Source organism: Streptomyces sp. NPDC032091, from assembly GCF_055580265.1.
This window is the reverse complement of sequence record NZ_JBVILR010000035.1, coordinates 16,543-42,985: the sequence shown is the minus strand read 5'-3', so window position 1 is coordinate 42,985 and position 26,443 is coordinate 16,543. Positions and strand designations below refer to the sequence as shown.

Sequence of the window (26,443 nt, the reverse complement as noted above, 5' to 3'; positions counted from 1 at the left end):
CCCGGAGTTCCGGGCGCGGGGGCACTCGTCTGCGGGGCGGTGCGGACGCTCAGTCGCCGATCAGGGCGTCCACGAACGCCTCCGGCTCGAACGGGGCGAGGTCGTCCGCGCCCTCACCGAGGCCGATGAGCTTGACGGGGACGCCCAGCTCGCGCTGGACGGCGACGACGATGCCGCCCTTGGCGGTGCCGTCGAGCTTGGTGAGCACGATGCCGGTGATGTCCACGACCTCGGCGAACACGCGCGCCTGGGTCAGACCGTTCTGGCCGGTGGTGGCGTCGAGGACCAGCAGGACCTCGTCCAGCGGGCCGTGCTTCTCGACGACGCGCTTGACCTTGCCGAGCTCGTCCATGAGGCCGGTCTTGGTGTGCAGGCGGCCGGCGGTGTCGATGAGCACCACGTCGGCACCCTCGGCGATGCCCTCCTTGACCGCGTCGTAGGCGATCGAGGCGGGGTCGCCGCCCTCGGGGCCGCGCACGGTACGGGCGCCGACGCGCTCGCCCCAGGTCTGGAGCTGGTCGGCGGCGGCGGCGCGGAAGGTGTCGGCGGCGCCGAGGACCACGCTGCGGCCGTCGGCGACGAGCACGCGGGCGAGCTTGCCGGTGGTGGTGGTCTTGCCGGTGCCGTTGACGCCGACGACCATCACGACGGCCGGGGTCTCGACGCCGCTCTCGGTCTTCACGGCGCGGTCGAAGTCGGTGCCGACCAGGGCGACCAGCTCCTCCTTGAGCAGGCCGCGCAGCTCGGCGGGGGTCCGGGTGCCGAGCACCTTGACCCGCTCGCGCAGCCGCTCCACGAGCTCCTGGGTGGGGGCGACGCCGACGTCGGCGATGAGGAGGGTCTCCTCGATCTCCTCCCAGGTGTCCTCGTCGAGGTGCTCGCGCGAGAGCAGCGTGAGCAGGCCCTTGCCGAGGGAGTTCTGCGAACGGGCGAGCCGTGCGCGCAGCCGGACCAGGCGGCCGGCCGTGGGCTCGGGCACCTCGATCTCGGGGGCGGCCGGGGCCTCGGGCTCCGCGGCCGGCGCCTCCACCGGGGCAGCCTCGGCCTCCGCCTCCGGAAGCCCGACCTCCTCGATGGTGCGGCGCGGTTCTTCCGCCGTCTCTACGGCGTCCTCCCCCACCTGCGGTTCGGCAGGCGGGGCAGTGATGGTCGGCGTGCTCGGCGGCGCCGTGGGGGGCAGCTGCTTCTTCTTGCGGCTGCTGACCACGAGCCCGCTGATCGCGCCGACCGCGACCAGGGCGATGACTACAGCAAGGATCAGGATTTCCATAACGCACCCAGTATCTGCCACGGTCCGCCCCCACCCCCGGACCTTGGACGTTCCCACCAGGTGCCGGTCCGCCATTTGTGGTCTTAACGCCACTTCTACGATGATGGGCGGATTGTCCTCACCCGCCTGTCCTCACCTGCTTCCCCCGGAGTGCCCATGCCTGCTGAAGAGACGGCCGTCGAGACGCGCGGGCTGGAGCCCGTACCGGACGGCGAGCGCGGCGGGCGGGTCCGCGAGCTCATACCCACCTGGGTGGCCGCCAACATCAGCGTGCTCCTGCTCACCATGGGCGCGGGGCTGGTGATCTTCAACGAGCTCAACATCTGGCAGGTGCTGGTCGTCGCGGTGGCGGCGCCCGTGGTCTCGTACGGGCTGGTCGGGCTGATCTCGATCGCGGGCAAGCGCGGCGGCGCCCCCGGCATGGCGCTCTCGCGGGCCGTCTTCGGCCAGCGCGGCAATCTCTTCCCCGGGGCGCTGATCTGGGTGGCCCGCTGGGGCTGGGAGACGATCAACGCGGTCAGCGGGGCCTACGCCGCCTTGACCGTGCTCGACCTGCTCTTCGGCATCAAGAGCAGCACCCCGCTGATCGTGGTCACCCTGCTGTTCTTCGTGGGCTGCACCTTCGTGGTGTCGGGACTCGGGATCAAGGCGCTGCGGGTCTGCTCGACCTGGTCGACGTACCTCTTCGGCGCGTTCAGCGTGCTCGTGCTCGGCTACCTGCTCTTCACCACCGACTGGTCCGCCGTCCTCGGCAAGCCGGCCGGCTCCACGGCGATGATGATCGCGGGCATCGGCACCATCGCGGCCGGCGGCATCAGCTGGGTGCCGTCCGGCCCGGACTTCACCCGCTACCTGCCCCGTACCGCCTCCTCCAAGGGCGTGGTCGGGGCGACGATCGGCGGCGCGGGCGTGGTCGTGCTGCCGATGGTGCTGATGGGCGCGGTGATGGCCGTGGGCACGCCGGACCTGGCCAGCGCCCAGGACCCCGTCTCCTTCATCGGAGAGCTGCTGCCGACCTGGATCGCGGTCCCGTACCTGCTGATCGCCCTCCTCGGCATGCTGCTGATCAACTCGATGTCGATGTACTCCGCCGGCTTCACCGCGCAGACCCTGGGCATCAGGGTGCCGCGCGCCTGGGCGGTCAGCGTCAACGCCGTCATCAGCCTGGTCTTCGGCTTCCTGCTGATGGTGGTGGCCACCAGCTTCTTCGGCTCCTTCATCTCCTTCCTGACCCTGCTGGCCGTGGCCTTCTCCGCCTGGATCGGGGTGTTCGGCGTGGACATGCTGCGCCGCCCCGCCTACGACGCCGCCGCGCTGCTGGACACCACGCGCACCAGCGCGTACTGGTACCGGGGCGGTTTCGCCTGGCAGGCGATGACGGCCTGGGGCACGGCCCTGGTGGCGGGAACGCTGTTCACCAGGACGGACTGGTTCACCGGGCCGCTCGCGACGACCTGGATCGGCGAGAACGGCCTGGGCTGGGTGGCCGGCATCCTCACCTCCGGCGCGCTGTACGCCGTCCTGCCGCGTACGGCCTCCTCCGCTCCGGCGGCGCGGGAGACGGCCGCGGAGCCCGAGCGCGAGCCCGCCGGAACCCTGTCCAACTGACGCCCCGTCAGCTAGCCTCCCCCTTCGCCCGCCCGACCGCATCCGGCGAAGGGGAACCCCTCCATGCCCATCACCGTGGCCCGCTTCAACCTCGTCGACCCGAACGGCACCCCGGCGAGCCTCGCCGCCCGCTACCAGGCGGCGGTGGAGATGGCCCGCTACGCCGACGAGCACGGGATCGACACCATCCAGACGGAGGAGCACCACGGCACGGACAACCACTGGCTGCCTTCCCCCTTCGCGTTCGCGGGCGCGGTGCTCGGCGCCACCCGGCGGATCGCGGTGACGGTCTCGGCGATCATCGGCCCGCTGCACGACCCGCTGAAGGTGGCCGAGGACATCGCCGTGCTGGACCTGATCGGCGGCGGGCGGCTGGTGACGGTGGCGGGCATCGGCTACCGGCCCGAGGAGTACGAGCAGCACGGGGTGGAGTGGGGGCGGCGGGGCCGGCTCCAGGACGAGCTGCTGGAGACGCTGCTCAAGGCGTGGACCGGCGAGCCCTTCGAGTTCCGCGGCCGCACGGTGAAGGTGACCCCGGTGCCCTTCACGCAGCCGCACCCGATGCTGCTGGTGGGCGGGAGCTCGAAGGCCGCGGCGCGGCGGGCGGCCCGGCTGGGGCTGCCGTTCTTCCCCAGCGCGCACCTGCCGGAGCTGGAGGCGTACTACCGGGAGCGGCTCGCCGAGTACGGCACCGAGGGCTTCTGCATGATGCCGGCGGAGCGGACGCCGCTGCTGCACGTCTCGGAGGACCCGGACCGGGCCTGGGCGCGGTACGGGGAGCACTTCCTGCACGAGGCGGGGATGTACGCCTCGTGGCAGTCCAAGGACATCCGCTCGGCGGTCCGCTCCGGCGCCCGCACGGTGGCGGAGCTGCGGGCGGAGGGGGTCTACCGGATCCTCTCCCCGGAGGAGGCCGTCGCCTTCGGCCGGGAGACGGGCGAAGCGGGGAACCTGGTGCTGCACCCGCTGTGCGGCGGGATGCCCCTGGAGGAGGGGTGGCGGAGCCTGCGGCTGCTGTGCGAACGGGTGCTGCCCCGGCTCAGGGACTGAGCCGGGGCAGCGCCGCGGAGGGGAGGGGTGGTGGCGGGGTTTGGTTACCCCATCTCCTCCAACGCCTTGCCCTTGGTCTCCGGCACCCACTTGAGGATGAAGGGGATCGAGAGCACGGCGAAGACCGTGTAGATGACGTACGCCCCGGAGAGGTTCCAGTCCGACAGGGTCGGGAACGTGACGGTGATGACCCAGTTGGCGACCCACTGGGCGGCCGCGGCCACGCCGAGGGCGGCGGCCCGGATGCGGTTGGGGAACATCTCGCCGAGCAGCACCCAGACCACCACGCCCCAGGACAGGGCGAAGAAGAGCACGAAGGTGTGCGCGGCGATCAGCGCGACGGTGCCCTGCGCCGAGGGCATGGAGATCTCGCCGGCGACCGTCGTCTTGTACGAGAACGCCCAGGCGCACAGGCCCAGCGAGAGCGCCATGCCGGCCGAGCCGATCAGCGCGAGGGGCTTGCGGCCGATGCGGTCGACGAAGATCATCGCGATCACCGTGCCGATGATGTTGATGATCGACGTGGTGAAGGAGTAGAGGAACGAGCTGGTCGGGTCGATGCCGACGGACTGCCACAGCGAGGAGCTGTAGTAGAAGATCACGTTGATGCCGACGAGCTGCTGGAAGACCGAGAGGCCGATGCCGATCCAGACGATGGGCAGCAGGCCGAAGCGGCCGCCGAGCAGGTCCCGGAAGGTGGACTTGTGCTCGGAGCGCATGGCGGTCTCGATCTCGGCGACGCGGGCGTCGAGGTCGGTGTGCGAGCCCTCGACCTCGGCGAGCACCGTGCGGGCCTCGGCGGTGCGGCCGACGGAGATCAGGAAGCGCGGGGACTCCGGGATGACGAAGGACATCAGCCCGTAGAGCACGGCGGGGACGACCATCACGCCGAGCATCCACTGCCAGGCTTCCAGGCCGCCGACCTTGCCGCGCTGGTCGCCGTCGGCGAGGTTCAGGATGCCCCAGTTGACCAGCTGCGAGATGGCGATGCCGATGACGATGGCGGCCTGCTGGAAGGAGGCGAGCCGGCCGCGGTAGGCGGGCGGGGAGACCTCCGCGATGTAGGCGGGGCCGATGACCGAGGCCATGCCGATGCCGAAGCCGCCGATCACGCGCCAGGCGGCGAGGTCCCACAGGGCGAAGGGCAGGGCCGAGCCGATGGCGCTCGCGGTGAACAGGAGGGCCGCGATCTGCATGCAGCGGATGCGGCCGATCCGGTCGGCGATCCGGCCGGCGGTGGCGGCGCCGACGGCGCAGCCGATCAGGGCGGCGGCGATCACCTGGGCGAGCGCGCCGGAGCCGACGTCGAAGCGGTCGCGGATGGCGACGACGGCGCCGTTGATCACGGAGCTGTCGTATCCGAAGAGGAAGCCGCCCATCGCGGCGGCCGCGGTGATGAAGATGACGTGGCCGAGGTGGTCGGGCTGGGAGGCGTTGTCGCCGCCGCCCGACGCCGCCGACTGCGCTGTGCTGCTGGTCAAGGTGTGCTCCGTGGGGGGTTCTGTCCGTTCTCCTAGTGGCGCACAGGTCAAGATCGGGCACCACCCGGAGCCGGGAGACAGCCCAGAGCCTATGTGTTCATTTTCTGAAGTCAATAGTCGATGAGTGGGGGATTTTGGGTTTAGACCGCAGAACTTGAGTTCATTTCTTAAATGATCAACCTCAGCGGAGGCGCTGGCTGATCACCTTCGACACCCCGTCGCCCTGCATCGAGACGCCGTAGAGGGCGTCCGCCACCTCCATGGTCCGCTTCTGGTGGGTGATGACGATCAGCTGCGAGCTCTCCTGGAGCTCCTCCATGATCCGGATCAGCCGCTGGAGGTTGGTGTCGTCCAGCGCCGCCTCGACCTCGTCCATCACGTAGAACGGGCTGGGCCGCGCCTTGAAGATGGAGACCAGCAGCGCCACGGCCGTCAGGGACCGCTCGCCGCCGGACAGCAGGGACAGCCGCTTGACCTTCTTGCCCGGCGGACGGGCCTCGACGTCCACGCCGGTGGCCAGCATGTTCTCCGGGTCGGTGAGCACCAGACGGCCCTCGCCGCCGGGGAACAGCCGCGAGAACACCCCCTCGAACTCGCGGGCGGTGTCCCGGTAGGCCTCCGTGAAAACCTGTTCGACCCTCTGGTCCACTTCCTTCACCACTTGAAGCAGGTCGGCACGCGTCTTCCTCAGGTCCTCCAACTGCTCTCCGAGGAACTGGTGGCGCTCCTCCAGGGCCGCGAACTCCTCCAGCGCGAGCGGGTTGACCTTGCCCAGCTGCTGGTACGCGCGCTCCGCCGCCTTGAGCCGCTTCTCCTGCCGGGCCCGGTCGAAGGGGCCGGGCCGGTTGCGGGGGTGGTCGGGATCCTCCGGGAGCACCTCGCCCTCGGCCGGCGGGGACGGGGGAACCGGCTGGTCGGGCCCGTACTCCGCGACGAGCGCGGCCGGCTCCACGCCGAGCTCCTCCAGGGCGCGGGTCTCCAGCTGCTCGATGCGCAGCCGCTGCTCGGCACCGAGCACCTCGCCCCGGTGCACCGAGTCGGTGAGCTTGTCGAGCTCCTCCTTGAGCTCGCGGCCCCGGCTGCGGGCCTCGGCGAGCTCCCGCTCGCGCAGCCCCTTGGCCAGCTCGGCGGCCGTGCGCTCCTGCTCCGCGCGGCCGACGGACACCTCCAGGTGCGCCAGCAGCTGCCGCGCCCCGTCGGCGACGGCCCGGGCGACCTCGGCCTCGTACCGCATCCGCCGGCGGCGCCGCTCGGCGCGTGCCCGTGCCTCGCGCTCGGCCCTGGCCCCCCGGTCGAGGGCGTCCGCCCTCCCCGCGAGTCCCTTCACCCGCTCCTCGTGGGTGCGCAGCTGGAGCCGGGCCTCCATCTCGGTCTGCCGCGCGTTGGCCCCGTCGGCGGCGAGACGGTCCCTCGCGGAGGTGTCGGGGTCCTCCGTGACGGGCAGGTCCTCGACGGCGGCGAGGCGTTCCGCGCACTCCTCGACGTCGATCCGCGCGCGCTCCAGCGACTCCTCGGCGGTGGCCACGGCCAGGGCGCCGCGCTCGGCCTCGCCGAGGGCCGCCTTCGCCTGCCCGGCCAGCCGCCCGAGCTGCTGGGCGGCCCCGGCCCGGGCCTGTTCACCGGCCCGGCGCAGCTCGCCGAGCTCCTCGACCCGCGCGGCGGCGTCGGCGCGCCGGACCCGGGCGTCCTCCTCCTGCGCGACGAGCTCCCGGCACTCGGTCTCCAGCCGTTCCAGTTCCGCGTCCGCCTCGTCCACGGCGGCCTGCACCTCGATGAGACTGGGCGCACCGGCGGAGCCCCCGTGCGCGAGGTGCGCCCCGAGCACGTCCCCCTCGGCGGTCACGGCGACGAGCTCGGGCCGCTCGGCGACGAGGGCCTCGGCCTCCTCCAGCGACCCGACGACCACGTACCCCCGCAGCACCCACGCGACGGCCCGCACGACCGCGGCGTCCCCCCGCACCAGCCCGGCGACCTCCCGACACCCACCCCCGACACCATCGGAGCCCGCACCCCGCAAGGCGACCCCCCGCGCCCCCGGCCCCACCACCAGAGCCGCGGCCTCCGCGACGGAACCCCGCACACCCGGCCCCGCCACCGCCTGAGCCGCGGGGTCCGCGGCCGAGCCCCGCACATCCAGCCCCGCCACCCCCTGAGCCGCGGCCTCCGGGGCCGTGCCCCGCACAACCAGCCCCGCCGGCGTTTGAGGCGCGGGGTCCGGGGCGGAGCCCCGGTTTCGGGAAGGGGCGGGGTGGGGGAGGCCTCCAGCCCCCTGGGCCCGCCCGGGCAGCCCGGCACCGCCCGACGCGGCGCCGTCCGGGCCAGGGGCCTGCCCCGGAACCACACCCGTGCCCGAGCCGGAGCCCTGGGCCGGGGCCGAGCCCGGGTCCGGGGTCAGGCCCGGGGCCTGGACCGGGGTCAGGCCCGGCGTCGAGCCCGGGGCCTGGACCGGGGACGGGCCCGCGGCGGGGGTGATCAGGAGCGTCGCGCGGCCCGCGTCGGTCCCCCGGAGGTGGCGGATGGCGTCGGCCGCCGCGCCCGCCGAGGCCACGGCCACCGCATCCGCGGCGGAGCCGAGCGCCGCGGCGACCGCGGCCTCGTACCCCGCCTCCACCGACACCCGCTCCGCCGCAGGCCCCAGCACCCCCGCGAGCCGTTCCCGCACCGCGAGCAGCGCCCCGGTCCCGTCCTTGCGCCGCAGCCCCAGCGCGAGCGCCTCCCGCCGGGCCGAGACGGCGGCCCGGGACCGCTCCGCGGTGGTCCGCGCCTCGCGGGCCGCCGCCAGCGCCGCCTCCGCCTCCTTGAGCCCGGCCCGCGCCGCCTCGTACTCCGCCTCCTGCGAGGACGGCTCCTCCAGCCCGCCGACCTCCCCGGCCAGCGCCTCGTACTCCTCCCGGGCCTCCTCGGCCCGGTCCCGCGCGGCGTCCCGCGCCGCCACGAGCCGGTCGATCTCCGACTGGGCCGCGCCCGCCCGGGACCGGGCCGCGCCCAGCCGCCCGGTCAGCCGGGCCAGCTCCTCGCGGCGGTCGGCGACGGCCCGCGCGGCGTCCCGCAGCCTGCGCTCCTCCTCGGCGAGGGCCCGCTCCAGCTCGGCCCGGTGCGCGGCGGTGTCCTCCAGGGCCCGTTCGGACGCTTCGAGCGCGGCCGTCAGCTCCGCCTCCTGCTCCCGGATCCGCGCGGCCTCCCGCTCCAGGTCCTCCGGGTCACGGCCCCGCCGCTCCTCCTCCACGGGCGCCGACGCGCTCTTGACCCGTGCCTGGGCCAGCGACTCCGTGCCGCGCACCCGCTCGGCCAGCTGCGCCAGCTCGTGCCAGGTCTGCTGGGCCCGCTGGAGCCGGGGCGCGAGGCGGCGTACCGATTCCTCCAGCTCGGCCTCGCGGCGCAGCGCCTCCGCGAGGTCCCGTTCGGCGGACTCCTTGCGCTCCTTGAGGGCGGCCTCGTCGGCGATCTCCGCGTCCAGCGCGGCCCGCAGCCCGACCAGGTCGTCGGCGAGCAGCCGCAGCCGCGCGTCCCGCAGGTCCGCCTGGATGACGGCGGCCCGCCGGGCCACGGCCGCCTGCCGCCCCAGGGGCTTGAGCTGCCGGCGCAGCTCGTCGGTGAGGTCCTGCACCCGTGCGAGGTTGGCCTGCATCGCGTCCAGCTTGCGCAGCGCCTTCTCCTTGCGCTTGCGGTGCTTGAGGACGCCGGCGGCCTCCTCGATGAAGGCGCGGCGGCCCATCGGATCGGCGTGCAGGACGGAGTCGAGCTGGCCCTGGCCGACGATGACGTGCATCTCGCGGCCGATGCCGGAGTCGGAGAGGAGTTCCTGGATGTCGAGGAGCCGGCAGGTGTCCCCGTTGATCTGGTATTCGCTGCTGCCGCCGCGGAACATGATCCGCGTGATGGTGACCTCGGCGTACTCGATGGGCAGGGCGCCGTCGGAGTTGTCGATGGTGAGGGAGACCTCGGCACGGCCGAGCGGCGGCCGGCCCGTCGTCCCGGCGAAGATGACGTCTTCCATCTTGCCGCCGCGCAGGGACTTGGCCCCCTGCTCGCCCATGACCCAGGACAGGGCGTCCACCACGTTGGACTTGCCCGAACCGTTGGGGCCCACGACACAGGTGATGCCCGGCTCGAAGCGGAGGGTGGTGGCGGAGGCGAAGGACTTGAAGCCGCGCAGGGTCAGGGACTTGAGGTGCACGCCGCCGGACTCTACCTTCCGCGTCCGGTTTCACCCGTGAAGGTGCAGGGCAGATCAGACGCCAAAGGAATCAGCCCCCACCTGGCCCCATGCGCCTGTGGCGGCCCACCGGGCCCGGTGGTCGCGGCCGCCGCAAGAAAGAAGGGACGCCGGAGCGTCCCTTGCAGATCATGCGAGGCCCTTGCAGATCGTGCCTGGGCTGGAGTCGAACGACGGGGTGAGTCGCGGATCAGGTGAGCGCAGGCTCCGCCTGGGATACATCGAGGTCCATGCTGTCGAGCAGCGAGTCCCCGTGCTGAGCGGCGGCCGCGGTCAGGGCGTCGTTCTCGGACTGGATCCGTCCGAGCTCGGACTCGAGGTCCTGGACGCGCTGCTGAAGCCGTCGCATCTCGGCGAGGAGTCGCGGGTCGGAGCCGCCGACGTAACCGAGAAGCGCCTTTGCCATGATGGATGGTCCTCCACACTGAGTGACCGACCGAAGCGGTGTGGGTCGTGAGGGAATCGCACCCGCGGATGTCCGACAGCGACTGTCAGTCACTGCACTCGTTCTCTTGCTGACGCTGCTCTCCTGCCAGCACTGCCAAACAGCTCGGGTGCGCGGGGCTTCCAGCGTCTCACCAAAAAGTTTGACGGTCAACACGATCACGCGCCGTATCGGCGGCCAGCCCGGGCCTCGCGGGGGGCGCGGAGATCATCCTCGTATCCGAGCCTTCCACGGTTCGCCGCCGACGGCAACGGGTCGACGGCGAATGCGCAGTTCCGACCGGGTGCGGACGGTCCTGGAGTCTGATCAGTCCATGATCGGTCGATAGATCACCGGATCTCGAAACCGTCGTAGCCGCCGCGCGGTGTGCCCCAGATCTCCGTCACCCCGTCCACCCGGCCGGGCGTGTCGCCGTCGCGGAGCCAGTCGAGCAGCCGGTGGCAATTCTCACGTTGCCCTTCGGCCACGACCTGCACTCGGCCGTCGTCCAAGTTGAGCGCGAAGCCGGCCAGCCCGCCGATCTCCAGGGCATTGGCCCTGGTGAACCAGCGGAAGCCCACTCCCTGTACACGGCCGCGCACCCAGGCGGTCATGCGGACATCTTCATTCATGCAAGAACGCTAACCGGGCCGAGGCCTCTTGATCCCGTCGGTCCCTGTGCGGCATGGGCTACAGTCCCCCACCAATGACTCACCCGTTCGGGTGAGCAAATTCGATCTTGCAAAGAAGGGGCCGCGACCGATGGGACGCCACCGACTCCACGCCGCGCCGCGCCGCGGTGCCAGGCGCACCGCGGTGCGCACCGGCCTGCTCGGCGTCTCGGTGGCCGTGGTCCTCGGCACGGCCGCCGTCACGACCGGCTTCGTACCGGTCGGCGGCTCCTTCCCGTACGTCGGCACGGGCTCCGCCGACCGGACCGAGGCCCGCGCGAAGCCCACCCCGAGCCCGGAACGGGGACTGGACCAGGGCGGCCTCGCCAACCTGTCCGGCCGCGCCTCCGCCGGCCCCGGCGCGGGCACCCCGTCGGCCACCGCGTCGGCCTCCCCCAGCCCTTCGGCCTCTCCGTCCCCGTCGGCCTCGCCGACGCCCACGCCCTCCCCGTCGGCCTCCACGAAGGCGCCGGAGAAGACGAGTGCCCCGCAGCCCCCGAAGGCGGCCGCCCCCAAGCCCGCGGCGCCCAAGCCGCCGGCGGCCGGGGTGGCGAACCCGTCCGCGGAGGCGGAGGTCCTCGCCCTGGTCAACCAGGAGCGCGCCCAGGCCGGCTGCGTCCCGGTCCGCGCGAACCCGCCGCTGGCCGCGCTGGCCGCCGCCTTCAGCAAGGACATGGCCGTACGGGGCTTCTTCGACCACACCGACCCGGACGGGAAGACCCCCTGGCAGCGGGCCCAGAACGCCGGGATATCCGGCATGGGCGGCGAGAACATCGCGCGCGGCCAGGGTGACGCCAAGACGGTGATGGAGTCCTGGATGAACAGCCCGGGCCACCGCGCGAACATCCTCAACTGCGAATTCCGCACCCTCGGCGTCGGCGTCTACTTCGGCGCCGGCGGCCCCTGGTGGACCCAGGACTTCGGCTTCTAGAACCGGCCGCCGGCCCCGTGGCGGGGTCAGGCCGAGGCCGCCGCCAGCGCCGCCCGGCCCGCGATGACCACGCGGGTGTGCTCGGCGACCCGGCGGCCGAGGTGCTCGGCGGTCGCGATGTCGGCCTTGTGCACGGCCTCCGGACCCTCGTCGGAGTTGCTCTGGGCGGCGGCGCCGGAGGAGAAGCCGAGGCGGTTGAGGTCGTACTCGCTGCCGGTGGAGGAGTTCCAGCCCGGCTTCAGACCGAGGTTCACCCAGCTCATGCCGTGCTGCGAGGCCAGCATCTGGAAGTACTGGAGGGTGTTGAGCTTGTCGCCGGACTTGGAGGCGGAGTTGGTGAAGCCCGCCGCGACCTTGTCCTGCCAGACGTCGCCGAACCAGCGCTTCGAGGTGGCCTCGGCGAAGACGTGGAAGGCGCCGGACGCGGTGCCCATGTAGGTCGGGGAGCCGAAGACGATCGCGTCGGAGGCGTCGAGGAGTTCCCACTCGGCGTCGGTGATCGCGTCGACCTTGACGACGTGGACGGTCGCCCCGGCCGCGGCGGCGCCGGCCCGCACGGCCTCGGCGACGACGGCGGTGTGCCCGTAGCCCGAGTGGTAGGCGATCGAGACGACGGGGGCGGGGATGGTGGCAGACATGGCGCTACTCCTAGAGGGCTGTTCCGGTGCGCCGCGGTGGGCCGCGGTGCGACGGAACAAGAGAAGCACTAACTTTTAGAAAGCGCAAGCAGACAGTTAGCGCTACCCGGGGGTACGCTGGGAGGCATGGAGACCCCTGCCTGTACCGACCTCTGCGCCGACGCCGCCGCGGCCGACCTGCCGTTCGACGTCTTCGCGCGCGCCTGTCCCTCGCGGGAGACCCTGGAACACGTCACCGGCCGCTGGGGCAGCCTCACCGTGGGAGCCCTGCGCGACGGCCCCCGCCGCTTCAACGAGCTGCGCCGCCGCGTCGAGGGCGTCAGCGAGAAGATGCTCTCCCAGACCCTGCACGCGCTGGAGCGCGACGGCATCGTCAGCCGCGAGGCCCAGCCGACCAACCCGCCCCGCGTCGACTACGAGCTCACCCCCCTCGGCAGGGAGGTCGCCGACCGCCTGCTCTCCCTGATCCACTTCGTGGAGGAGAACATGGACGCGGTGCTCAGCTCGCGGCAGTCCTACGACACCGCGCGCGGCGCCCTCTGACAGCGCGGGCAGAAGTAGCTGGACCGGTTCATCCAGGCCCGCCGCCGCATCGGCGTACCGCAGCGGCGGCAGGGCTCGCCCTCGCGCCCGTAGGCGTCCAGGGACCGGTCGAAGTAGCCCGACTCGCCGTTCACGTTGACGTACAGGCTGTCGAAGCTGGTCCCGCCGACCGCGAGCGCGGCGTTCATGACCTCCCGCACATGGGTGAGCAGTTCCGTGCTCCGGGGGCGGGTCAGCGTCGCCGTGGGGCGCTCGTAGTGCAGCCTCGCGCGCCACAGGGCCTCGTCGGCGTAGATGTTGCCGACCCCGCTGACCAGCGACTGGTCCAGCAGGGCCCGCTTGAGGGTGGTGCGCTTCGCGCGCAGCGCCAGGTGGTAGGCCCCCTCGTCGAACAGGGGGTCCAGGGGGTCGCGGGCGATGTGCGCGATGACGTCCGGGAGCCCCTCCTCGCTGCCGGGGGCGACCTCGTGCAGGGAAAGCCCGCCGAAGGTCCGCTGGTCGACGAAGCGCAGCTCGGTCCCGGCGTCGTCGGCGAAGCGCACCCGGATGCGCAGGTGCTTCTCGTCGGGGGCACCGGACGGCTGCACCAGCAGCTGCCCGCTCATCCCGAGGTGCCCGAGGACGGACAGGTCCCGGTCCTGCAACGGCAGCCACAGGTACTTCCCGCGCCGGTGCGGGACCCCGATGGTCCCTCCGGCCAGGCGCGCCGCGAAGTCGGCCCCGCCCGCCGGGTGCCGGCGCACGGCCCTGGGGTGGAGCACCTCCACGGCGGCGACGGTCCGCCCGGCCACCCAGCGCTCCAGGCCGCGCCGCACCACTTCGACCTCGGGCAGCTCGGGCACGGTGTTCCTCCGGGTGAAGCGGGCTTCGCGGGACGCGGCGGCACGGCGTCCGGCTCTGCCGCGAGCCTACCCGGCGGCCCGGCGCACCAGGGGCCCCGCCCGGAAACGGGACCGCCCGCCCCCGCCAGAGGCGGGGGCGGGCGGGACGTACCCGAAGGAAGCGCCGGTCAGACCGTCGCCGCCGGGTCGGCGGGGGTCGGCGCCCCGTCGGTCCCGGCGGGCGCCTCGGCGGACGCCGCTTCCGCGGCCTTCCGCTCGTCCGCGGCGGCACGGATCCCGCGCCACGCGGATTCGGCAGCCTGCTGTTCCGCTTCCTTCTTGCTGCGGCCGGTACCGGTGCCGTACGAGACACCACCGACGCGGGCGGCAGCGGTGAAGGTCTTCTCGTGGTCCGGACCGGTCTCGGTGACCAGGTACTCGGGCACGCCGAGACCCTCGGCCGCCGTGAGCTCCTGGAGGCTGGTCTTCCAGTCCAGGCCGGCACCGAGGTTCGAGGACTTCTCGATGAGCGGGTCGAAGAGCCGGTGGACCAGCTCCGAGGCCGCGTCGAGGCCCTTGTCGAGGTAGACCGCGCCGATCACCGCTTCGAGGGTGTCGGCGAGGATGGAGGCCTTGTCCCGGCCGCCCGTGCCCTCTTCGCCCCGGCCCAGCCGGATGAAGGAGCCCAGGTCGAGGCCACGGCCGACCTCCGCCAGCGCGCGCGAGTTGACGACCGCGGCCCGCAGTTTGGCCAGCTGGCCTTCCGGCAGGTCGGGGTGGGTCGTGTACAGCGTGTCGGTGACCACCAGGCCCAGGACGGAGTCCCCGAGGAACTCCAGCCGCTCGTTGGTGGGCAGACCGCCGTTCTCGTACGCGTACGAGCGGTGGGTCAGCGCACGCACCAGAAGGGCGGACTCAAGTTGATACCCGAGCCGCCCTTCCAGAAGCGTGTGGGACGAGGCCGCGTTGTTACTGACTGCCTGCTTCTCAGCGTTGGACAGCTCAGACATTGCGCCTCTCACCAGCCGCTCAGACCTCGAGGACCTGGCGCTTGTTGTAGGTGCCGCAGCTCGGGCACGCGATGTGCTGGAGCTTCGGCTCCTGGCAACGCTCGCACGAAACCAGGGTGGGGACCGCAGCCTTCCACTGCGACCGGCGGTGGCGCGTGTTGCTGCGCGACATCTTCCGCTTCGGAACAGCCACGGCTACTTCTCCTGCTTCTCGGCGGCGCTCTGAACTCCGTCAGATGCAGTGCCGCTCATGTTGTCCTTCTCGTCGTCCTGATCGGTCACGACGAGTTCCTGCAATGCCGCCCAACGGATGTCGACGGCGTCGTGGTGGTGCTCCGGGTCGTCGTTCAGGCTGAGCCCGCATTCGGGGCACAGTCCGAGACAATCCTCCCGGCACACCGGCTGCATGGGCAGTGCGAGCACCACCGCGTCCCGCAGCACGGGTTCGAGGTCGAACAATCCGTCCTCAAGGAAGAGCGTGTCCTCGTCGTCCTCGGCGTCGTCGGCCGGCTCCGCCTTGCGGTGGCTCCGGTCGTCGGCGTCAGGGTACGAGAACATCTCCTGGAAGTCCGCCTTGAGCTCGCGCTCGACGGCCTCCAGACACCTTACGCACTCCCCCACGGCCTTTGCACGGACGGTGCCTGTGACAAGCACCCCTTCCATGACCGACTCCAGGCGGAGCTCGATCTTCACCGGGGCGCCTTCCGGCACTCCGATGACGTCGACGAGACCGAAGTCCGCCGGCGCCTGGACCTCGCGGGACAGCCGCTGCATGGCACCAGGACGCCGGCCCAGCTCGTGCGTGTCGAACACGAGGGGGTTGCGGTGGTCGAGGCGGGTGTTCAGGGCCGTTCCTGCTTTCACAGATCGCTGAAGATCAAAGATTTCGCCGCTCTGGGGCAGCATGGATCGCGGCGCATACGCGCGACCGAAGAGCCAGGATACCCGCCGCTTCGCTCAGAGCCCAATCCGGGCTAGCGACCCTGCTCGTACTGGCGCAGCTGCTCCAGGTTGATCATGCTCGTGTCGAAGAAGCTGGTCTCGTCGAGCGCCGGCTGCTGCGGGTGGTGGGGCTGCGGATGCTGCGGGTACGCGGCATAGGGGTCGGGCTGCGGGGCGTAGCCGTACGGGTCCGGCTGCTGCGGGGCGTAGGGCGCGGCGTAGGCCGCTCCGGCGGAGCCGGTACCCGCACCGGCGTACGGGTCCTGGTAGCCGTAGCCGTCCTGCTGAGGGGGGTGCGGGTAGGGCGTGGTGTAGGCCGCCGCCGCGTAGTCGTCGTAGACCGGGGCCGCCTGGGCGGGGATCGCCGGCGGCTCGGGCTCGGCCAGCCCGGCCAGGAAGTCCGCGTCGCTGGACGGGCGGGCGTGCTGCTCGCCCGCCGCGTCCTGGGCGGCCATGTGCGCGCCGAGGTCGTCGGTGGGCACCCGGCCCAGCAGCTTCTGGCGTCCGCGGCCGACGGCCTCCAGGGTCTTGGCGAGCACCGCCTCGACGGTGGCGAGCTTGGTGTCCACGTACGCGTCCGCCTGCTCGCGCCGGGCCGGCGGGTCGGGGCTGGGCTCGGGGGCGCCGCTGTCGTCGAAGCCCCGGTCGTCCAGGCCGGGCCCGCGGCCCAGGAGCTTCTCGCGGCCGCGGTCGACGGCGGCGATGGTCTTGCTGAGGACGACCTCGAAGTTGGCGAGCTTGCTGTCGACGTAGTCGTCGGCCTCGGCCCGGATCTCGGCGGCCTCGCGGCGGGCGTCGGCGAGGATCCGGTCGGCCTCGTCCTGCGCGCGGCGGGCGATCTCGGTGTCGGAGATCAGGGAGCCGCGCTGGGCATGCGCCGACTCGATGATCCGGTCCGCCTCCTGGCGGGCGTCCTCGACCATCTGGTCGCGCCCGCCGATCAGCTCCCGGGCCTGGGCGAGCGAGCCGGGCAGCGCCTGGCGTACCTCTTCGAGCCGGGCGAGGAGCTCCGCGCGGTTGACCACGCAGGAGGCCGACATGGGCATCGACCGGGCGCCGCCGACGGCCGCGACGATCTCGTCCAGCTTCTTCTGTACGTCCATGGGGGCTCGCGCTCTCTTCGCCTCGGACTGACGGGACGACTGTAGGGCCACCGGAGGGACGCGCGGGACGGGTCGGGAAACCCCGGGCCCCCCGCCGCCGGCCTACTTGGCGCGCAGCCGTTCGGTCAGCGCCGCGTGGACGTGTGCGGGGAGCAGGTGGGTGACGTCGCCGCCCCAGGCCGCGACCTCCTTGACCAGCGAGGAGGACAGGAAGCTGTAGGTGGGGATGGTGGGGACGAACAGGGTCTCGACGCCCGACAGGCCCATGTTCATCTGGGCCATCTGGAGTTCGTAGTCGAAGTCGCTGACCGCGCGCAGGCCCTTGACGATGGCCGGGATGTCCCGCTGCTTGCAGAAGTCGACGAGGAGGCCGTGGAAGGACTCGACCTCGACGTTGCCGTAGTCGGCGGTGGCTTCGCGGATCATCTCGATCCGCTCCTCGACGGTGAACAGGCCCTTCTTCGAGGGGTTGATCATCACGGCGACGTGGACGACGTCGTACAGCCTGGAGGCGCGTCCGATGACGTCGAGGTGCCCGTTGTGGATGGGGTCGAAGGATCCCGGACAGACCGCGCGGCGCAACTGAGCTCCCTCGTTCATGAGTGTTCGCTGGTGGAGGCGGCGCGACCGTACCAAAGGGTGCCTTCGCCGTACTTGCGCGAACGCAGCGGCTCGAAACCCTCCGGCCACGGGAACGGACCGCTCCTCGTGCTGCGCTCCACCGTGACGAGCGCGTCGTCGGTGAGCCAGCCATTGGCGCGGAGTGTGAGGAGGATCTCGCCGAGGTCGGCGTGCTCGACGGCGTACGGCGGGTCCAGGAAGACGATGTCGTACGGGTTCCCGGGCGCCGGGGACGCCACGACCTGCTCGGCCTTGCCGGCCCGGAACTCGGCGCCGGGGAGGCCCAGGGTCCTGATGTTGTCCCGGATGGCCTTGGCGGCCTTGGCGTCGGCTTCGACCAGGAGGGTGTGGGCGGCGCCCCGGGAGAGGGCTTCCAGGCCGACGGCGCCGGAGCCGCCGTACAGGTCGAGGACCCGGGAGTCCTGGACGCCGTGGAGTGACTCCCAGGTGGAGAAGAGCCCTTCGCGCATCCGGTCGGAGGTCGGGCGGGTGCCGGTGCCGGGCGGCACGGCCAGCCGCCGCCCGCCGGCGGTTCCGGCGATCACGCGGGTCATCTGGGGTCCTTCTCTGCGGCGGTCGTGGGAGGCCGGGGCCTCCGTGCTGGCCTCCCACGATAGGTCGTCCCGCTCAGCCCTTCTCCAGGTACTGCTCGCGTTCGGTGTCGAGCAGGGCGTCGAGGGCGGTGCGCAGTCCGGGCAGGTGCTCCAGTGCGGGGTCGGCGGCGACCACGCGGGTGGCCTCCTCCCGGGCCTCGGCGATGACCTCCTCGTCCTCGATGACGGCGAGCATGCGCAGGGAGGAGCGGACGCCGGACTGGGCCTGGCCGAGGACGTCGCCCTCGCGGCGCTGTTCGAGGTCGATCCGGGAGAGTTCGAAGCCGTCGAGGGTGGCGGCGACGGCGGCGAGGCGGGCGCGGGCGGGGCTGGCCTCGTGCATCTCGCTGACGAGCAGGCACAGTCCGGGGGCGGAGCCGCGGCCGACGCGGCCGCGGAGCTGGTGGAGCTGGGAGACGCCGAAGCGGTCGGCGTCCATGATGACCATGACGGTCGAGTTGGGGACGTTCACGCCGACCTCGATGACGGTGGTGGCGACGAGCACCTTGACCTCGCCGGCGGCGAAGCGGCGCATGACGTCGTCCTTGTCGGCGGGGTCCATCCGGCCGTGCAGCACCTCGACGGAGAGTCCGGCGAGGGGGCCGCGGCCGAGCTGTTCGGCGATCTCCAGGACGGCGAGCGGCGGGCGCTTCTCGGCCTCGTCCTCGGCGGAGGCCTTCTTCTTGCCCTTGGGGTCGGCGGCCTCGTCGTCGCCATTGCCGATGCGGGGGCAGACGACGTAGGCCTGGTGGCCGTTGCCGACCTCTTCGCGGACCCGTTCCCAGGCGCGGGCGAGAAAGTGCGGCTTGTCCTTGGACGGGACCACGTGGGTGGCGATCGGGGAGCGGCCGGCGGGGAGCTGGTCGAGGACGGAGGTCTCCAGGTCGCCGAAGACGGTCATGGCGACGGTGCGCGGGATGGGGGTGGCGGTCATGACGAGCAGGTGCGGCGGCTGCTTGCCCTTGGAGCGCAGGGCGTCGCGCTGTTCGACGCCGAAGCGGTGCTGTTCGTCGACGACGACGAGGCCGAGGTCGTGGAACTGGACCTTGTCCTCGATCAGGGCGTGGGTGCCGATGACGATGCCGGCCTCGCCGGTGACGAGGTCGAGGAGGGCCTGGCGGCGGGCGGCCGTCCCCATGGAGCCGGTGAGCAGGACCACCTTGGTGCCCCGGTCGGATCCGCCGAGCATGCCGCCTTCGGCGAGCTCGCCCATCATCTCGGTGACGGAGCGGTGGTGCTGCTGGGCGAGGACCTCGGTGGGGGCGAGCATGGCGGCCTGGCCGCCGGAGTCGACGACGGCGAGCATGGCCCGCAGCGCCACCATGGTCTTTCCCGAGCCGACTTCGCCCTGGAGGAGGCGGTGCATGGGGTGGCTGGTGGCGAGGTCGTCGAAGATCTCCTGGGAGACCTTCCGCTGGCCTTCGGTGAGGGTGAAGGGGAGCTTCGCGTCGAAGGCGTCGAGGAGTCCGCCGGGGGTGGCGCGGCGGGCGACGGCCGGGAGCTGGGAGTCGGCGTGCCGGCGGCGGGCGAGGGCGACCTGGAGGACGAAGGCCTCGTCCCACTTCAGGCGGCGCCGGGCGTCCTCGATGTCGGCCTTGGTGGCCGGGCGGTGGATCTTGAGGAGGGCCTCGGGGAGCGGGACCAGTCCGCGGCCGTCGCGCAGGGCGGGCGGGAGCGGGTCGACGGCCTCGGCGGCGCGGGGCAGGACGGCGTCCACGCATTTGGCGATCTTCCAGGACTCCAGCTTGGCGCAGGCCGGGTAGATCGGGATCAGCTGGTTGGCGAAGGCGGTGGCGGCGTCCCGGTCGGAGGCGTCCCCGCCGAGGGGTTCGTAGGCGGGGTGGGCGAGCTGGAGCTTGTGGTTGAAGCGGGAGACCTTGCCCGCGAACATCGCGCGGCTGCCGGGGAGCAGCTCCTTGTGCGGCTTGTGGACGCCGGCGCCGAAGAAGACGAGCTGGAGGCGGCCGCTGCCGTCGGTGATGGTGACCTCCAGCCGCTTGCCGCGGCCCCCGTTGAAGGTCAGGATCCGGGCGTCGGCGACCTGGGCGACGACCGTGACGTGCTCGTCGAGCTGGTCGGCGAGGTCGGCGAGCGAGGTCAGCTCGCCGCGCTCGGCGTACCGCCGGGGGTAGTGGTGGAGCAGGTCCAGGGCCGTGTGCAGGCCGAGCTGCTCGGCGAGCACCTTGGCGGTGGCGGGGCCGAGGGTCTTCTTGAGGTCTTCGTCGAGCGCGGGCACGTGTTCCATTGCACACCATGCTTGTGACAGGGCCGCTATTCGACTCCGATGAGCAGGGGCGCGCAGTGCCTGCCGCCGCTGTAGGTGACGGTGTCCACGGCCAGGTGGGACTGCTGGACGTACGCCTCCAGGCGCGCGGCGAGGGCGTCGGGGGCCTCGGGGCCCAGGACGAGGGTGACCAGTTCGCCGCCGGAGCCGAGCATCCGCTCCAGGACCGCCTCGGCCGTCTCGGGCAGGCCCGCGCCGATGACGGCGACGTCGCCGTCGATGAGCCCGAGGACGTCCCCGGCCTGGCAGATCCCGGCGGAGGTGAAGGACTGCCGTTCGGCGACGGCGAGTTCCCCGTAGCGGGTGGCGCCGGCGGCGGCGGTCATGGTGACGACGTCCTCGTCGAAGCTGGCCTGCGGGTCGTGGACGGCGAGGGCGGCCAGGCCCTGGACGGCGGACCGGGTGGGGATCACGGCCACGCGCACGCCGTCGGCGCGGGCCTGCTCGGCGGCGGCTCCGGCGGCCGCGCGGAGTTCGGCGCTGCCGGGCAGCAGGACCACCTCGCGGGCGTGGGCCCGGCGGACGGCGTCGAGCAGGTCGGCGACGGCGGGAGGCTCGCCGGGGCGGGCGGGGACGGTGGTCGCGCCCGCCTCCCCGTACAGCGCGGCCAGCCCTTCCCCCTGGACCACGGCAACGACGGCCCGCTGGGCGCGCGGGGCGCTGGCGCGGCGGCGTTCGTCACCGAAGTGGGTGATGCGGATGCGGTACGGCCGGCCGGCTTCGACTCCGGCTTCGACGGCCGCGCCGGGGTCGTCGACGTGGACGTGGACGTTCCACAGCCCGTCGCCGCCGACCACCACCAGGGAGTCGCCGAGCACGTCGAGGGCGGTGCGCAGTGCGCCGACGGCTTCCTCGGAGGCCTTCAGCAGGTAGATCACCTCGTAGCCGGGCCCGCCCTCCTCCTGGGCGCACGGCTCGGGGAGGCGTTCCAGGGGCACGGCCGGCCCCCGGACGGGATCGGGCTCGGGCTCCTGGCCGGACAGGGCCTGCCAGAGCGCCCCGAGGACGGCGACCAGCCCGCAGCCCCCCGCGTCGACGACCCCGGCCCTGCCGAGGGCGGCCAGCTGGGCGGGGGTGCCGGCGAGGGCCGCGCGGGCGCCCTCGTAGGCGGCGCGGGCCACGTCGGCGGCGGTCCCGGAGGCGGCCCCCGCGGCGCGGGCGGCGGCGCCGGCGACGGTGAGCATCGTCCCTTCGACGGGGTGCGCGACGGCCTGGTAGGCCTCCTCGGCGGCCCGCTCCAGGGCTCGGGCCAGCAGGGGGCCGGGGGCGCGGCCGGCGGGGTCGGCGGAGAGGACGTCGGCCACTCCGCGCAGCAGCTGGGCGAGGATCGTCCCGGAGTTGCCCCGGGCGCCTATGAGCGCGCCGTGCGCGTAGGCCCGTACGGCTTCGGGCAGGGAGGCGGGGGCGGGGCGGGCTGTGCCGTCGGTCACGCCGGGGGCGGTCCCGGCGAGGGCCTCGGTCAGGGCGCGGTCGGCGGATTCGGCGGTGAGGTAGAGGTTGGTGCCGGTGTCGGCGTCCGCGACGGGGTAGACGTTGATGGCGTCGATGTCCGTGCGGGCGCGGCCCAGGGCGGCCAGGGCCAGGGAGCTCCAGGTGCGCACCGCTTCGGCGTCGAACTCGTCGGCGGGCTGCGGCTCGGGCTCGTGCGCCACCGGGCGTTCCTCCTTGTGCGGGCCAGGGTTCACCGCAGGGTAACGAAGGTCGGCCGCCCGCCCGGGACGCCGGGGCGGAGCCCGGCCCCGTCATGGTAGTTTTCTCGGACCCAAGCAGTCGTTGTATGCTGCTCAGGTTGCCCGTCGAGAGTCGGGTCATTCGTCCGGCAAGCCACTTCAGATCTCTGATTCCGGTGTGCCGGATTCCACCGTAATTGCATCTGAAGTCTTGGAGTGACCTGTGGCTGCCAACTGCGACGTTTGCGCCAAGGGGCCGAGCTTCGGCAACAACATCTCCCACTCGCACCGCCGCACCTCGCGTCGCTGGAACCCGAACATCCAGCGCGTCCGTGCCGTGGTCAATGGGACGCCGAAGCGCCTCAACGCCTGCACCTCGTGCATCAAGGCCGGCAAGGTCTCGCGCTGACGCCTCCCGTCGTCGTAGCGCAGCCCTTTCCGGTTGCCAAGAAGGCCGGTCCACCTCTGGTGGGCCGGCCTTTTGCCTTGTCCTGACGGTGTCAGCGCCACTGCCAGGCGTGGTCCACCGGGCCGATGCCGCCGCCGAGCGCGAAGCCGGCGGCGATGGCGCCGGTGACGTACTCCTTGGCGGCCGTGACGGCCTCCGGGACGGGGAGCCCCTTGGCCAGGCCCGCGGCGACCGCGCTGGCGAGGGTGCAGCCGGTGCCGTGGGTGTGCCGGTTGTCGTGGCGGGGCGCCCGCAGCCACAGATCCTCGGAGCCGTCGGTCAGCAGGTCCACGGCCTGCCCGCCGTGGGCGGCGAGGTGGCCGCCCTTGATCAGCGCCCAGCGGGGCCCGAAGCCGAGGATCGCGTCGGCGGCCCGCCGCATGCCGTCCTCGTCCTCGACGGCCAGCCCGGTCAGCTGCGTCACCTCGTCGAGGTTCGGCGTGGCGACCGTGGCCCGGGGCAGCAGCTCTGCCCGTACGGCGTCCAGCGCCGAGGCGGCGAGCAGGGCGTCCCCGTGCTTGGAGACCCCCACGGGGTCCACGACCACCGGGGCGTCCGTGCCGGCCAGCAGCCCCGCGACGGTTTCCACCAGGACGGCGGAGGAGAGCATGCCGGTCTTGACGGCCTGCACCCCGATGTCGTCCACGACGGCCCGGTACTGGGCCGTGACGGCCTCGGCGGGGAGCTCCCAGGCCCCCTTCACCCCGAGGGAGTTCTGCGCGGTCACGGCGGTGACCACGCTCATGCCGTGCACGCCGAGCGCGAGCATGGTCTTCAGGTCGGCCTGGATGCCCGCGCCGCCGCCGGAGTCGGATCCGGCGACGGTCAGGCACAGCGGGGGGTGCCCGCTCACGGGGTCTCGCCCTCGGCCGGGTCGGCCCCGAAGTGGTCCCAGCCCCCGGTGCTGGTCCAGGGGGCGCCGTCCACGGTCACCTGGGGCAGGGCGGAGCGGTGCTGGACCTCGCCGATGACCTTCCAGCGGGCCGGGAGCTTCACGTCGGGCGGGAAGGTGGCCACGATGGCGTGGTCCTCTCCCCCGGTGAGCACCCACTGGAGCGGGTCGACGCCCACGGCCTGGCCGATGTCGTGCATCTGGGTCGGGATGTCCACGGCCCCCGAGCGCAGGTCGATCCGGACGTGGCTGGCCTCGGCGATGTGCCCGAGGTCGGCGATCAGGCCGTCGCTGACGTCGGTCATGGCGGTGGCGCCGAGTCCGGCGGCCGCCGGGCCCGCGTGGTACGGCGGCTCGGGGCGCCGGTGCGCCTCGACGAAGGCCCGCGGGGAGCGGAAGCCGCGCGAGAGCACCGCGTAGCCGGCCGCGGACCAGCCGAGCCAGCCGGTGACGGCCACGACGTCGCCGGGCTGGGCGCCGGAGCGCAGCACGGGCTCGTGGTTGCGCAGGTCGCCGAGGGCGGTGATGGAGACGGTGATGGTGTCCCCGCGGACGACGTCGCCGCCGACCACGGCCGCGCCGGCGACCTGGCACTCGTCGCGGATGCCGTCCATCAGCTCGGTGGGCCAGGTGACCGGCAGCTCCGCCGGGACGACGAGGCCGAGGAGGATGGCCGTCGGTACCGCGCCCATGGCGGCGATGTCGGCCAGGTTCTGGGCGGCGGCCTTGCGGCCGACGTCGTAGGCGGTGGACCAGTCGCGCCGGAAGTGCCTGCCCTCCAGCAGGATGTCCGTGCTGGCCACGACCCGCCGGTCGGGGGCCGACACGACCGCGGCGTCGTCGCCCGGCCCGAGCCGGACCGCCGGGGTGGTGGTGAGCCGTGAGGTGAGCTCCCTGATGAGCCCGAATTCCCCCAGCTCGCCCACAGTGCCCTTCATCGCTGTGCCCCTTCTTGGCAAGTCCGCTTGCGGTCGCGAGCCGTCACAGCTCTGGGTACCGTCAACAGATACGTCAACTTCTGGTCTGCGTACGCCCCGCTGTGCGTGGCGCCTGGTCTGCGGGTCTCCCCGTGGCACCCGGCGACGCGGTACCGTGGCGTCCCTTCTTCCCCCGGCCCTTCCGATTCCGTCGGGCCCATCCGAAGGTTAGGGGAAATGATCCTCGTGGCCGCCCTGGAGGTTCCGTGGTACAGGCGTACATCCTCATCCAGACCGAGGTGGGCAAGGCGTCGGTCGTCGCCGAGTCCATCGGGAACATCGCGGGGGTGATCCAGGCCGAGGACGTGACGGGGCCGTACGACGTCATCGTGCGCGCCCAGGCCGACACCGTCGACGATCTCGGCCGCATGGTGGTCGCCAAGGTGCAGCAGGTGGAGGGGATCACCCGCACCCTGACCTGCCCCGTGGTCCATCTGTAGCCCCCGTCTACTCTTGGCCGGTGATGTCTTCGCACCGCCGGTCCCTGCGTCTCCTGGCCCTGCCCGCCCTGTCGGCGGGCCTGGCCCTGGCGGGCTGCTCCCCCGGGACCTCCGCGGCCCGGGTGACTCCGCCGCCCGCGCCGCCCGCCGACGTCGCGGGGCTCTGTGCCGCGCTGCACAAGGAGCTCCCGGAGACGGTGTCCGGGCTGGAGCGGACCGCCACCGAACCGGCGTCGGACCTGACCGCCGCGTGGGGCGGCCCGGCGATCGTACTGCGGTGCGGGATCCCCAGGCCCGCGAAGATGGCCGACGCGAAGGCGGACGGCGTGGAGGTGAACGGCGTCGGCTGGCTGGTGGAGCGGCCGGCCGACGGCGGTCTGAAGTTCACCACCGGCTCGCGGCTCGCCTACACGGAGGTCTGGATCGACAAGGAGCATGCCACGGACGCGAGCATGCTCGTGGACCTGTCCGCCGCGGTGGCCAAGGCCGTGCCGGTCGGCATCTCCTCGTACTGACCCGCCCCCTCCCCCGCGCACACCGCCGCCCGCCAGGGTTCCTCCTGGCGGGCGGTCGGCTGTACGGGCCCCGGCGTCCCCCGGACGGGGTCCGGGGGAGGTCTAGCGCAGGCCGGTGGAGCGGCGCAGGGCGGCCTGGATCAGCCGGTCCACGAGCTCCGGGTACTCGATGCCCGACTCCTGCCACATGCGCGGGTACATCGAGATCGGCGTGAACCCCGGGAGGGTGTTGATCTCGTTGATGACGAAGGTGCCGTCCTCGGTGAGGAAGAAGTCGGCGCGGACCAGACCCTCGCAGGAGGCGGCCTCGAAGGCCTCGATCGCGAGCCGCTGGACCTCGGCGGTCTGCTCCTCGGTGAGCGGGGCGGGCACGAGGCCGGCGGCGGAGTCGATGTACTTCGCCTCGAAGTCGTAGAAGTCGTGGCTGGAGACCGGCGGGATCTCCGCGGGCACGCTGGCGCGCGGCCCGTCCTCGAACTCCAGGACGCCGCACTCGATCTCGCGGCCGCGCAGCAGCGCCTCCACGACGACCTTCGGGTCGTGGCGGCGGGCCTCGTCGATGGCCGCGTCGAGCCCGGAGGCGTCGTCGACCTTGGTGATGCCGATGGAGGAGCCGGCGCGGGCGGGCTTGATGAACAGCGGCCAGCCGTGTTCGGCGGCGAAGTCCAGGACCTTGGCCGTGGCGGCGTCCCGGTCGGCCTCCCACTCGCGGGGGCGGATGGTCACGTACGGGCCGACGTTCAGCCCGTAGGAGGTGAACACCCGCTTCATGTAGTCCTTGTCCTGGCCGACGGCCGAGGAGAGGACGCCGCAGCCGACGTACGGGATCCCGGACAGCTCCAGGAGGCCCTGGAGGGTGCCGTCCTCGCCGTAGGGGCCGTGCAGGACGGGGAAGACGACGTCGACCTCGCCCAGTGCCTTGGGGACGGAGCCGGGCTCGGTGTAGACGACCTCGCGGCTGGCGGGGTCCACGGGGAGCACGACGGTGCCGTCCGGGGACTCCGCCAGCGACTCCACGTCGGGGAGCCGGCGGTCGGCGATGGCCATGCGCTCGGGTGCGTCGGCGGTCAGCGCCCACCGGCCGTCCGTGGTGATGCCGATGGGCAGCACCTCGTACTTGGAGCGGTCGATGGAGCGCAGCACAGCGCCCGCGGTGACGACCGAGATGGCGTGTTCCGAGCTGCGGCCGCCGAAGACGACGGCCACGCGGGGCTTGCGGCCCTGCTGCTCAGGGGTCTGGGGGAGGTTCTCGCTGCTCATATCGCCACGAGAGTACCCGCTCAAGCGTCCGGAAA

Annotated in this window: 25 protein-coding genes; 7 read left to right on the top strand and 18 right to left on the bottom strand. The window is 72.7% G+C overall.

Going from position 1 to position 26,443, the window contains the following annotated elements:
* Window positions 1-49: 49 nt before the first annotated feature.
* Entirely contained in the window at window positions 50-1,270 is a 1,221-nt protein-coding gene (gene ftsY, locus ACZ5NJ_RS35590) for a signal recognition particle-docking protein FtsY (protein WP_468770605.1), read from the bottom strand.
* 156 nt (window positions 1,271-1,426) lie between these two features.
* Between ftsY and ACZ5NJ_RS35585 the strand changes: the two genes are divergently transcribed.
* Entirely contained in the window at window positions 1,427-2,878 is a 1,452-nt protein-coding gene (locus tag ACZ5NJ_RS35585; RefSeq protein ID WP_468770604.1) for a purine-cytosine permease family protein, read from the top strand.
* Window positions 2,879-2,941: 63 nt separating this feature from the next.
* On the top strand, window positions 2,942-3,928 hold the full coding sequence (locus tag ACZ5NJ_RS35580) for an LLM class flavin-dependent oxidoreductase (protein WP_468770602.1): 987 nt from the start codon (window positions 2,942-2,944) through the stop codon (window positions 3,926-3,928).
* 44 nt (window positions 3,929-3,972) lie between these two features.
* Here the strand turns inward: ACZ5NJ_RS35580 and ACZ5NJ_RS35575 are convergent, their stop codons facing one another.
* The 4 genes from ACZ5NJ_RS35575 to ACZ5NJ_RS35560 form a co-directional block, all read right to left on the bottom strand.
* Window positions 3,973-5,409: a sugar porter family MFS transporter gene (locus ACZ5NJ_RS35575; protein WP_468770600.1), complete on the bottom strand. Its 1,437-nt coding sequence runs from the start codon at window positions 5,407-5,409 to the stop codon at window positions 3,973-3,975.
* 181 nt (window positions 5,410-5,590) lie between these two features.
* Window positions 5,591-9,586: an AAA family ATPase gene (locus ACZ5NJ_RS35570; RefSeq protein ID WP_468770598.1), complete on the bottom strand. Its 3,996-nt coding sequence runs from the start codon at window positions 9,584-9,586 to the stop codon at window positions 5,591-5,593.
* A gap of 229 nt (window positions 9,587-9,815) precedes the next feature.
* Window positions 9,816-10,031, bottom strand: coding sequence for a hypothetical protein (locus tag ACZ5NJ_RS35565; RefSeq protein WP_468770596.1), 216 nt, complete (start codon window positions 10,029-10,031; stop codon window positions 9,816-9,818).
* Window positions 10,032-10,399: 368 nt separating this feature from the next.
* Window positions 10,400-10,681 carry an acylphosphatase gene (locus ACZ5NJ_RS35560; protein ID WP_358892717.1) on the bottom strand — a complete coding sequence of 94 codons (282 nt, stop codon included), beginning with the start codon at window positions 10,679-10,681 and terminating at the stop codon, window positions 10,400-10,402.
* 130 nt (window positions 10,682-10,811) lie between these two features.
* Here ACZ5NJ_RS35560 and ACZ5NJ_RS35555 point away from each other — a divergent pair, with 130 nt between their 5' ends.
* A complete protein-coding gene (locus ACZ5NJ_RS35555; RefSeq protein WP_468770594.1) occupies window positions 10,812-11,651 on the top strand; it encodes a CAP domain-containing protein in 840 nt (279 codons plus the stop codon).
* A gap of 26 nt (window positions 11,652-11,677) precedes the next feature.
* On the opposite strand, the gene ACZ5NJ_RS35550 is transcribed toward ACZ5NJ_RS35555, so the two are convergent.
* Window positions 11,678-12,277 (bottom strand): flavodoxin family protein, encoded by a 600-nt coding sequence (locus ACZ5NJ_RS35550; protein ID WP_468770644.1) that lies wholly within the window; start codon window positions 12,275-12,277, stop codon window positions 11,678-11,680.
* 138 nt (window positions 12,278-12,415) lie between these two features.
* On the opposite strand from ACZ5NJ_RS35550, the gene ACZ5NJ_RS35545 reads away from it, so the two are divergent.
* The gene (locus tag ACZ5NJ_RS35545) at window positions 12,416-12,832 is read left to right on the top strand and encodes a winged helix-turn-helix transcriptional regulator (protein ID WP_468770592.1); all 417 of its coding nucleotides are present in this window, start codon (window positions 12,416-12,418) and stop codon (window positions 12,830-12,832) included.
* Here ACZ5NJ_RS35545 and mutM read toward each other — a convergent pair.
* The 9 genes from mutM to ACZ5NJ_RS35500 all read right to left on the bottom strand — a co-directional run bounded on the left by mutM (window position 12,805) and on the right by ACZ5NJ_RS35500 (window position 21,858).
* Entirely contained in the window at window positions 12,805-13,674 is an 870-nt protein-coding gene (mutM, locus tag ACZ5NJ_RS35540) for a bifunctional DNA-formamidopyrimidine glycosylase/DNA-(apurinic or apyrimidinic site) lyase (RefSeq protein WP_468770590.1), read from the bottom strand. The genes ACZ5NJ_RS35545 and mutM overlap by 28 nt on opposite strands.
* Before the next feature lie 167 nt (window positions 13,675-13,841).
* A complete protein-coding gene (gene rnc / locus ACZ5NJ_RS35535; protein WP_468770588.1) occupies window positions 13,842-14,663 on the bottom strand; it encodes a ribonuclease III in 822 nt (273 codons plus the stop codon).
* A 19-nt stretch (window positions 14,664-14,682) separates the two neighbouring features.
* Window positions 14,683-14,856: a 50S ribosomal protein L32 gene (gene rpmF, locus ACZ5NJ_RS35530; protein ID WP_003965982.1), complete on the bottom strand. Its 174-nt coding sequence runs from the start codon at window positions 14,854-14,856 to the stop codon at window positions 14,683-14,685.
* Between the two features lie 2 nt (window positions 14,857-14,858).
* Window positions 14,859-15,569, bottom strand: coding sequence for a YceD family protein (locus ACZ5NJ_RS35525; RefSeq protein ID WP_468770586.1), 711 nt, complete (start codon window positions 15,567-15,569; stop codon window positions 14,859-14,861).
* A 68-nt stretch (window positions 15,570-15,637) separates the two neighbouring features.
* Entirely contained in the window at window positions 15,638-16,708 is a 1,071-nt protein-coding gene (locus ACZ5NJ_RS35520) for a DivIVA domain-containing protein (protein WP_468770584.1), read from the bottom strand.
* Window positions 16,709-16,810: 102 nt separating this feature from the next.
* Window positions 16,811-17,290 carry a pantetheine-phosphate adenylyltransferase gene (gene coaD, locus ACZ5NJ_RS35515; RefSeq protein ID WP_468770642.1) on the bottom strand — a complete coding sequence of 160 codons (480 nt, stop codon included), beginning with the start codon at window positions 17,288-17,290 and terminating at the stop codon, window positions 16,811-16,813.
* Window positions 17,291-17,304: 14 nt separating this feature from the next.
* Window positions 17,305-17,883, bottom strand: a complete 579-nt coding sequence (gene rsmD / locus ACZ5NJ_RS35510) for a 16S rRNA (guanine(966)-N(2))-methyltransferase RsmD (protein WP_468770581.1) — start codon at window positions 17,881-17,883, stop codon at window positions 17,305-17,307.
* A 73-nt stretch (window positions 17,884-17,956) separates the two neighbouring features.
* Window positions 17,957-20,167, bottom strand: coding sequence for an ATP-dependent DNA helicase RecG (gene recG, locus ACZ5NJ_RS35505; protein ID WP_468770579.1), 2,211 nt, complete (start codon window positions 20,165-20,167; stop codon window positions 17,957-17,959).
* A 26-nt stretch (window positions 20,168-20,193) separates the two neighbouring features.
* Complete coding sequence (locus ACZ5NJ_RS35500; protein WP_468770577.1) at window positions 20,194-21,858, bottom strand: DAK2 domain-containing protein; 1,665 nt, start codon at window positions 21,856-21,858, stop codon at window positions 20,194-20,196.
* Window positions 21,859-22,099: 241 nt separating this feature from the next.
* Between ACZ5NJ_RS35500 and rpmB the strand changes: the two genes are divergently transcribed.
* Window positions 22,100-22,285, top strand: a complete 186-nt coding sequence (gene rpmB, locus ACZ5NJ_RS35495; RefSeq protein WP_007266795.1) for a 50S ribosomal protein L28 — start codon at window positions 22,100-22,102, stop codon at window positions 22,283-22,285.
* Between the two features lie 91 nt (window positions 22,286-22,376).
* Here rpmB and thiD read toward each other — a convergent pair whose 3' ends face one another.
* On the bottom strand, window positions 22,377-23,177 hold the full coding sequence (thiD, locus tag ACZ5NJ_RS35490; RefSeq protein WP_468770575.1) for a bifunctional hydroxymethylpyrimidine kinase/phosphomethylpyrimidine kinase: 801 nt from the start codon (window positions 23,175-23,177) through the stop codon (window positions 22,377-22,379).
* Window positions 23,174-24,154 carry a thiamine-phosphate kinase gene (locus tag ACZ5NJ_RS35485; RefSeq protein WP_468770572.1) on the bottom strand — a complete coding sequence of 327 codons (981 nt, stop codon included), beginning with the start codon at window positions 24,152-24,154 and terminating at the stop codon, window positions 23,174-23,176. The genes thiD and ACZ5NJ_RS35485 overlap by 4 nt, the downstream gene beginning before the upstream one ends.
* A 245-nt stretch (window positions 24,155-24,399) precedes the next feature.
* Between ACZ5NJ_RS35485 and ACZ5NJ_RS35480 the strand changes: the two genes are divergently transcribed.
* Window positions 24,400-24,633 (top strand): Lrp/AsnC ligand binding domain-containing protein, encoded by a 234-nt coding sequence (locus ACZ5NJ_RS35480; protein WP_042816780.1) that lies wholly within the window; start codon window positions 24,400-24,402, stop codon window positions 24,631-24,633.
* A gap of 23 nt (window positions 24,634-24,656) precedes the next feature.
* Window positions 24,657-25,148 (top strand): DUF3515 domain-containing protein, encoded by a 492-nt coding sequence (locus ACZ5NJ_RS35475; protein WP_468770641.1) that lies wholly within the window; start codon window positions 24,657-24,659, stop codon window positions 25,146-25,148.
* Window positions 25,149-25,250: 102 nt separating this feature from the next.
* On the opposite strand, the gene ACZ5NJ_RS35470 is transcribed toward ACZ5NJ_RS35475, so the two are convergent.
* Window positions 25,251-26,408 carry a D-alanine--D-alanine ligase family protein gene (locus tag ACZ5NJ_RS35470; RefSeq protein WP_468770570.1) on the bottom strand — a complete coding sequence of 386 codons (1,158 nt, stop codon included), beginning with the start codon at window positions 26,406-26,408 and terminating at the stop codon, window positions 25,251-25,253.
* Window positions 26,409-26,443: the final 35 nt, after the last annotated feature.

Coding starts and splice junctions, on each gene's coding strand:
- ftsY (WP_468770605.1), bottom strand. CDS start 1,270: ATGGAAATCCTGATCCTTGCTGTAGTCATCGCCCTGGTCGCGGTCGGC.
- ACZ5NJ_RS35585 (WP_468770604.1), top strand. CDS start 1,427: ATGCCTGCTGAAGAGACGGCCGTCGAGACGCGCGGGCTGGAGCCCGTA.
- ACZ5NJ_RS35580 (WP_468770602.1), top strand. CDS start 2,942: ATGCCCATCACCGTGGCCCGCTTCAACCTCGTCGACCCGAACGGCACC.
- ACZ5NJ_RS35565 (WP_468770596.1), bottom strand. CDS start 10,031: ATGGCAAAGGCGCTTCTCGGTTACGTCGGCGGCTCCGACCCGCGACTC.
- ACZ5NJ_RS35560 (WP_358892717.1), bottom strand. CDS start 10,681: ATGAATGAAGATGTCCGCATGACCGCCTGGGTGCGCGGCCGTGTACAG.
- ACZ5NJ_RS35555 (WP_468770594.1), top strand. CDS start 10,812: ATGGGACGCCACCGACTCCACGCCGCGCCGCGCCGCGGTGCCAGGCGC.
- ACZ5NJ_RS35545 (WP_468770592.1), top strand. CDS start 12,416: ATGGAGACCCCTGCCTGTACCGACCTCTGCGCCGACGCCGCCGCGGCC.
- rnc (WP_468770588.1), bottom strand. CDS start 14,663: ATGTCTGAGCTGTCCAACGCTGAGAAGCAGGCAGTCAGTAACAACGCG.
- ACZ5NJ_RS35525 (WP_468770586.1), bottom strand. CDS start 15,569: ATGCTGCCCCAGAGCGGCGAAATCTTTGATCTTCAGCGATCTGTGAAA.
- ACZ5NJ_RS35520 (WP_468770584.1), bottom strand. CDS start 16,708: ATGGACGTACAGAAGAAGCTGGACGAGATCGTCGCGGCCGTCGGCGGC.
- rsmD (WP_468770581.1), bottom strand. CDS start 17,883: ATGACCCGCGTGATCGCCGGAACCGCCGGCGGGCGGCGGCTGGCCGTG.
- recG (WP_468770579.1), bottom strand. CDS start 20,167: ATGGAACACGTGCCCGCGCTCGACGAAGACCTCAAGAAGACCCTCGGC.
- ACZ5NJ_RS35485 (WP_468770572.1), bottom strand. CDS start 24,154: ATGAAGGGCACTGTGGGCGAGCTGGGGGAATTCGGGCTCATCAGGGAG.
- ACZ5NJ_RS35475 (WP_468770641.1), top strand. CDS start 24,657: ATGTCTTCGCACCGCCGGTCCCTGCGTCTCCTGGCCCTGCCCGCCCTG.
- ACZ5NJ_RS35470 (WP_468770570.1), bottom strand. CDS start 26,408: ATGAGCAGCGAGAACCTCCCCCAGACCCCTGAGCAGCAGGGCCGCAAG.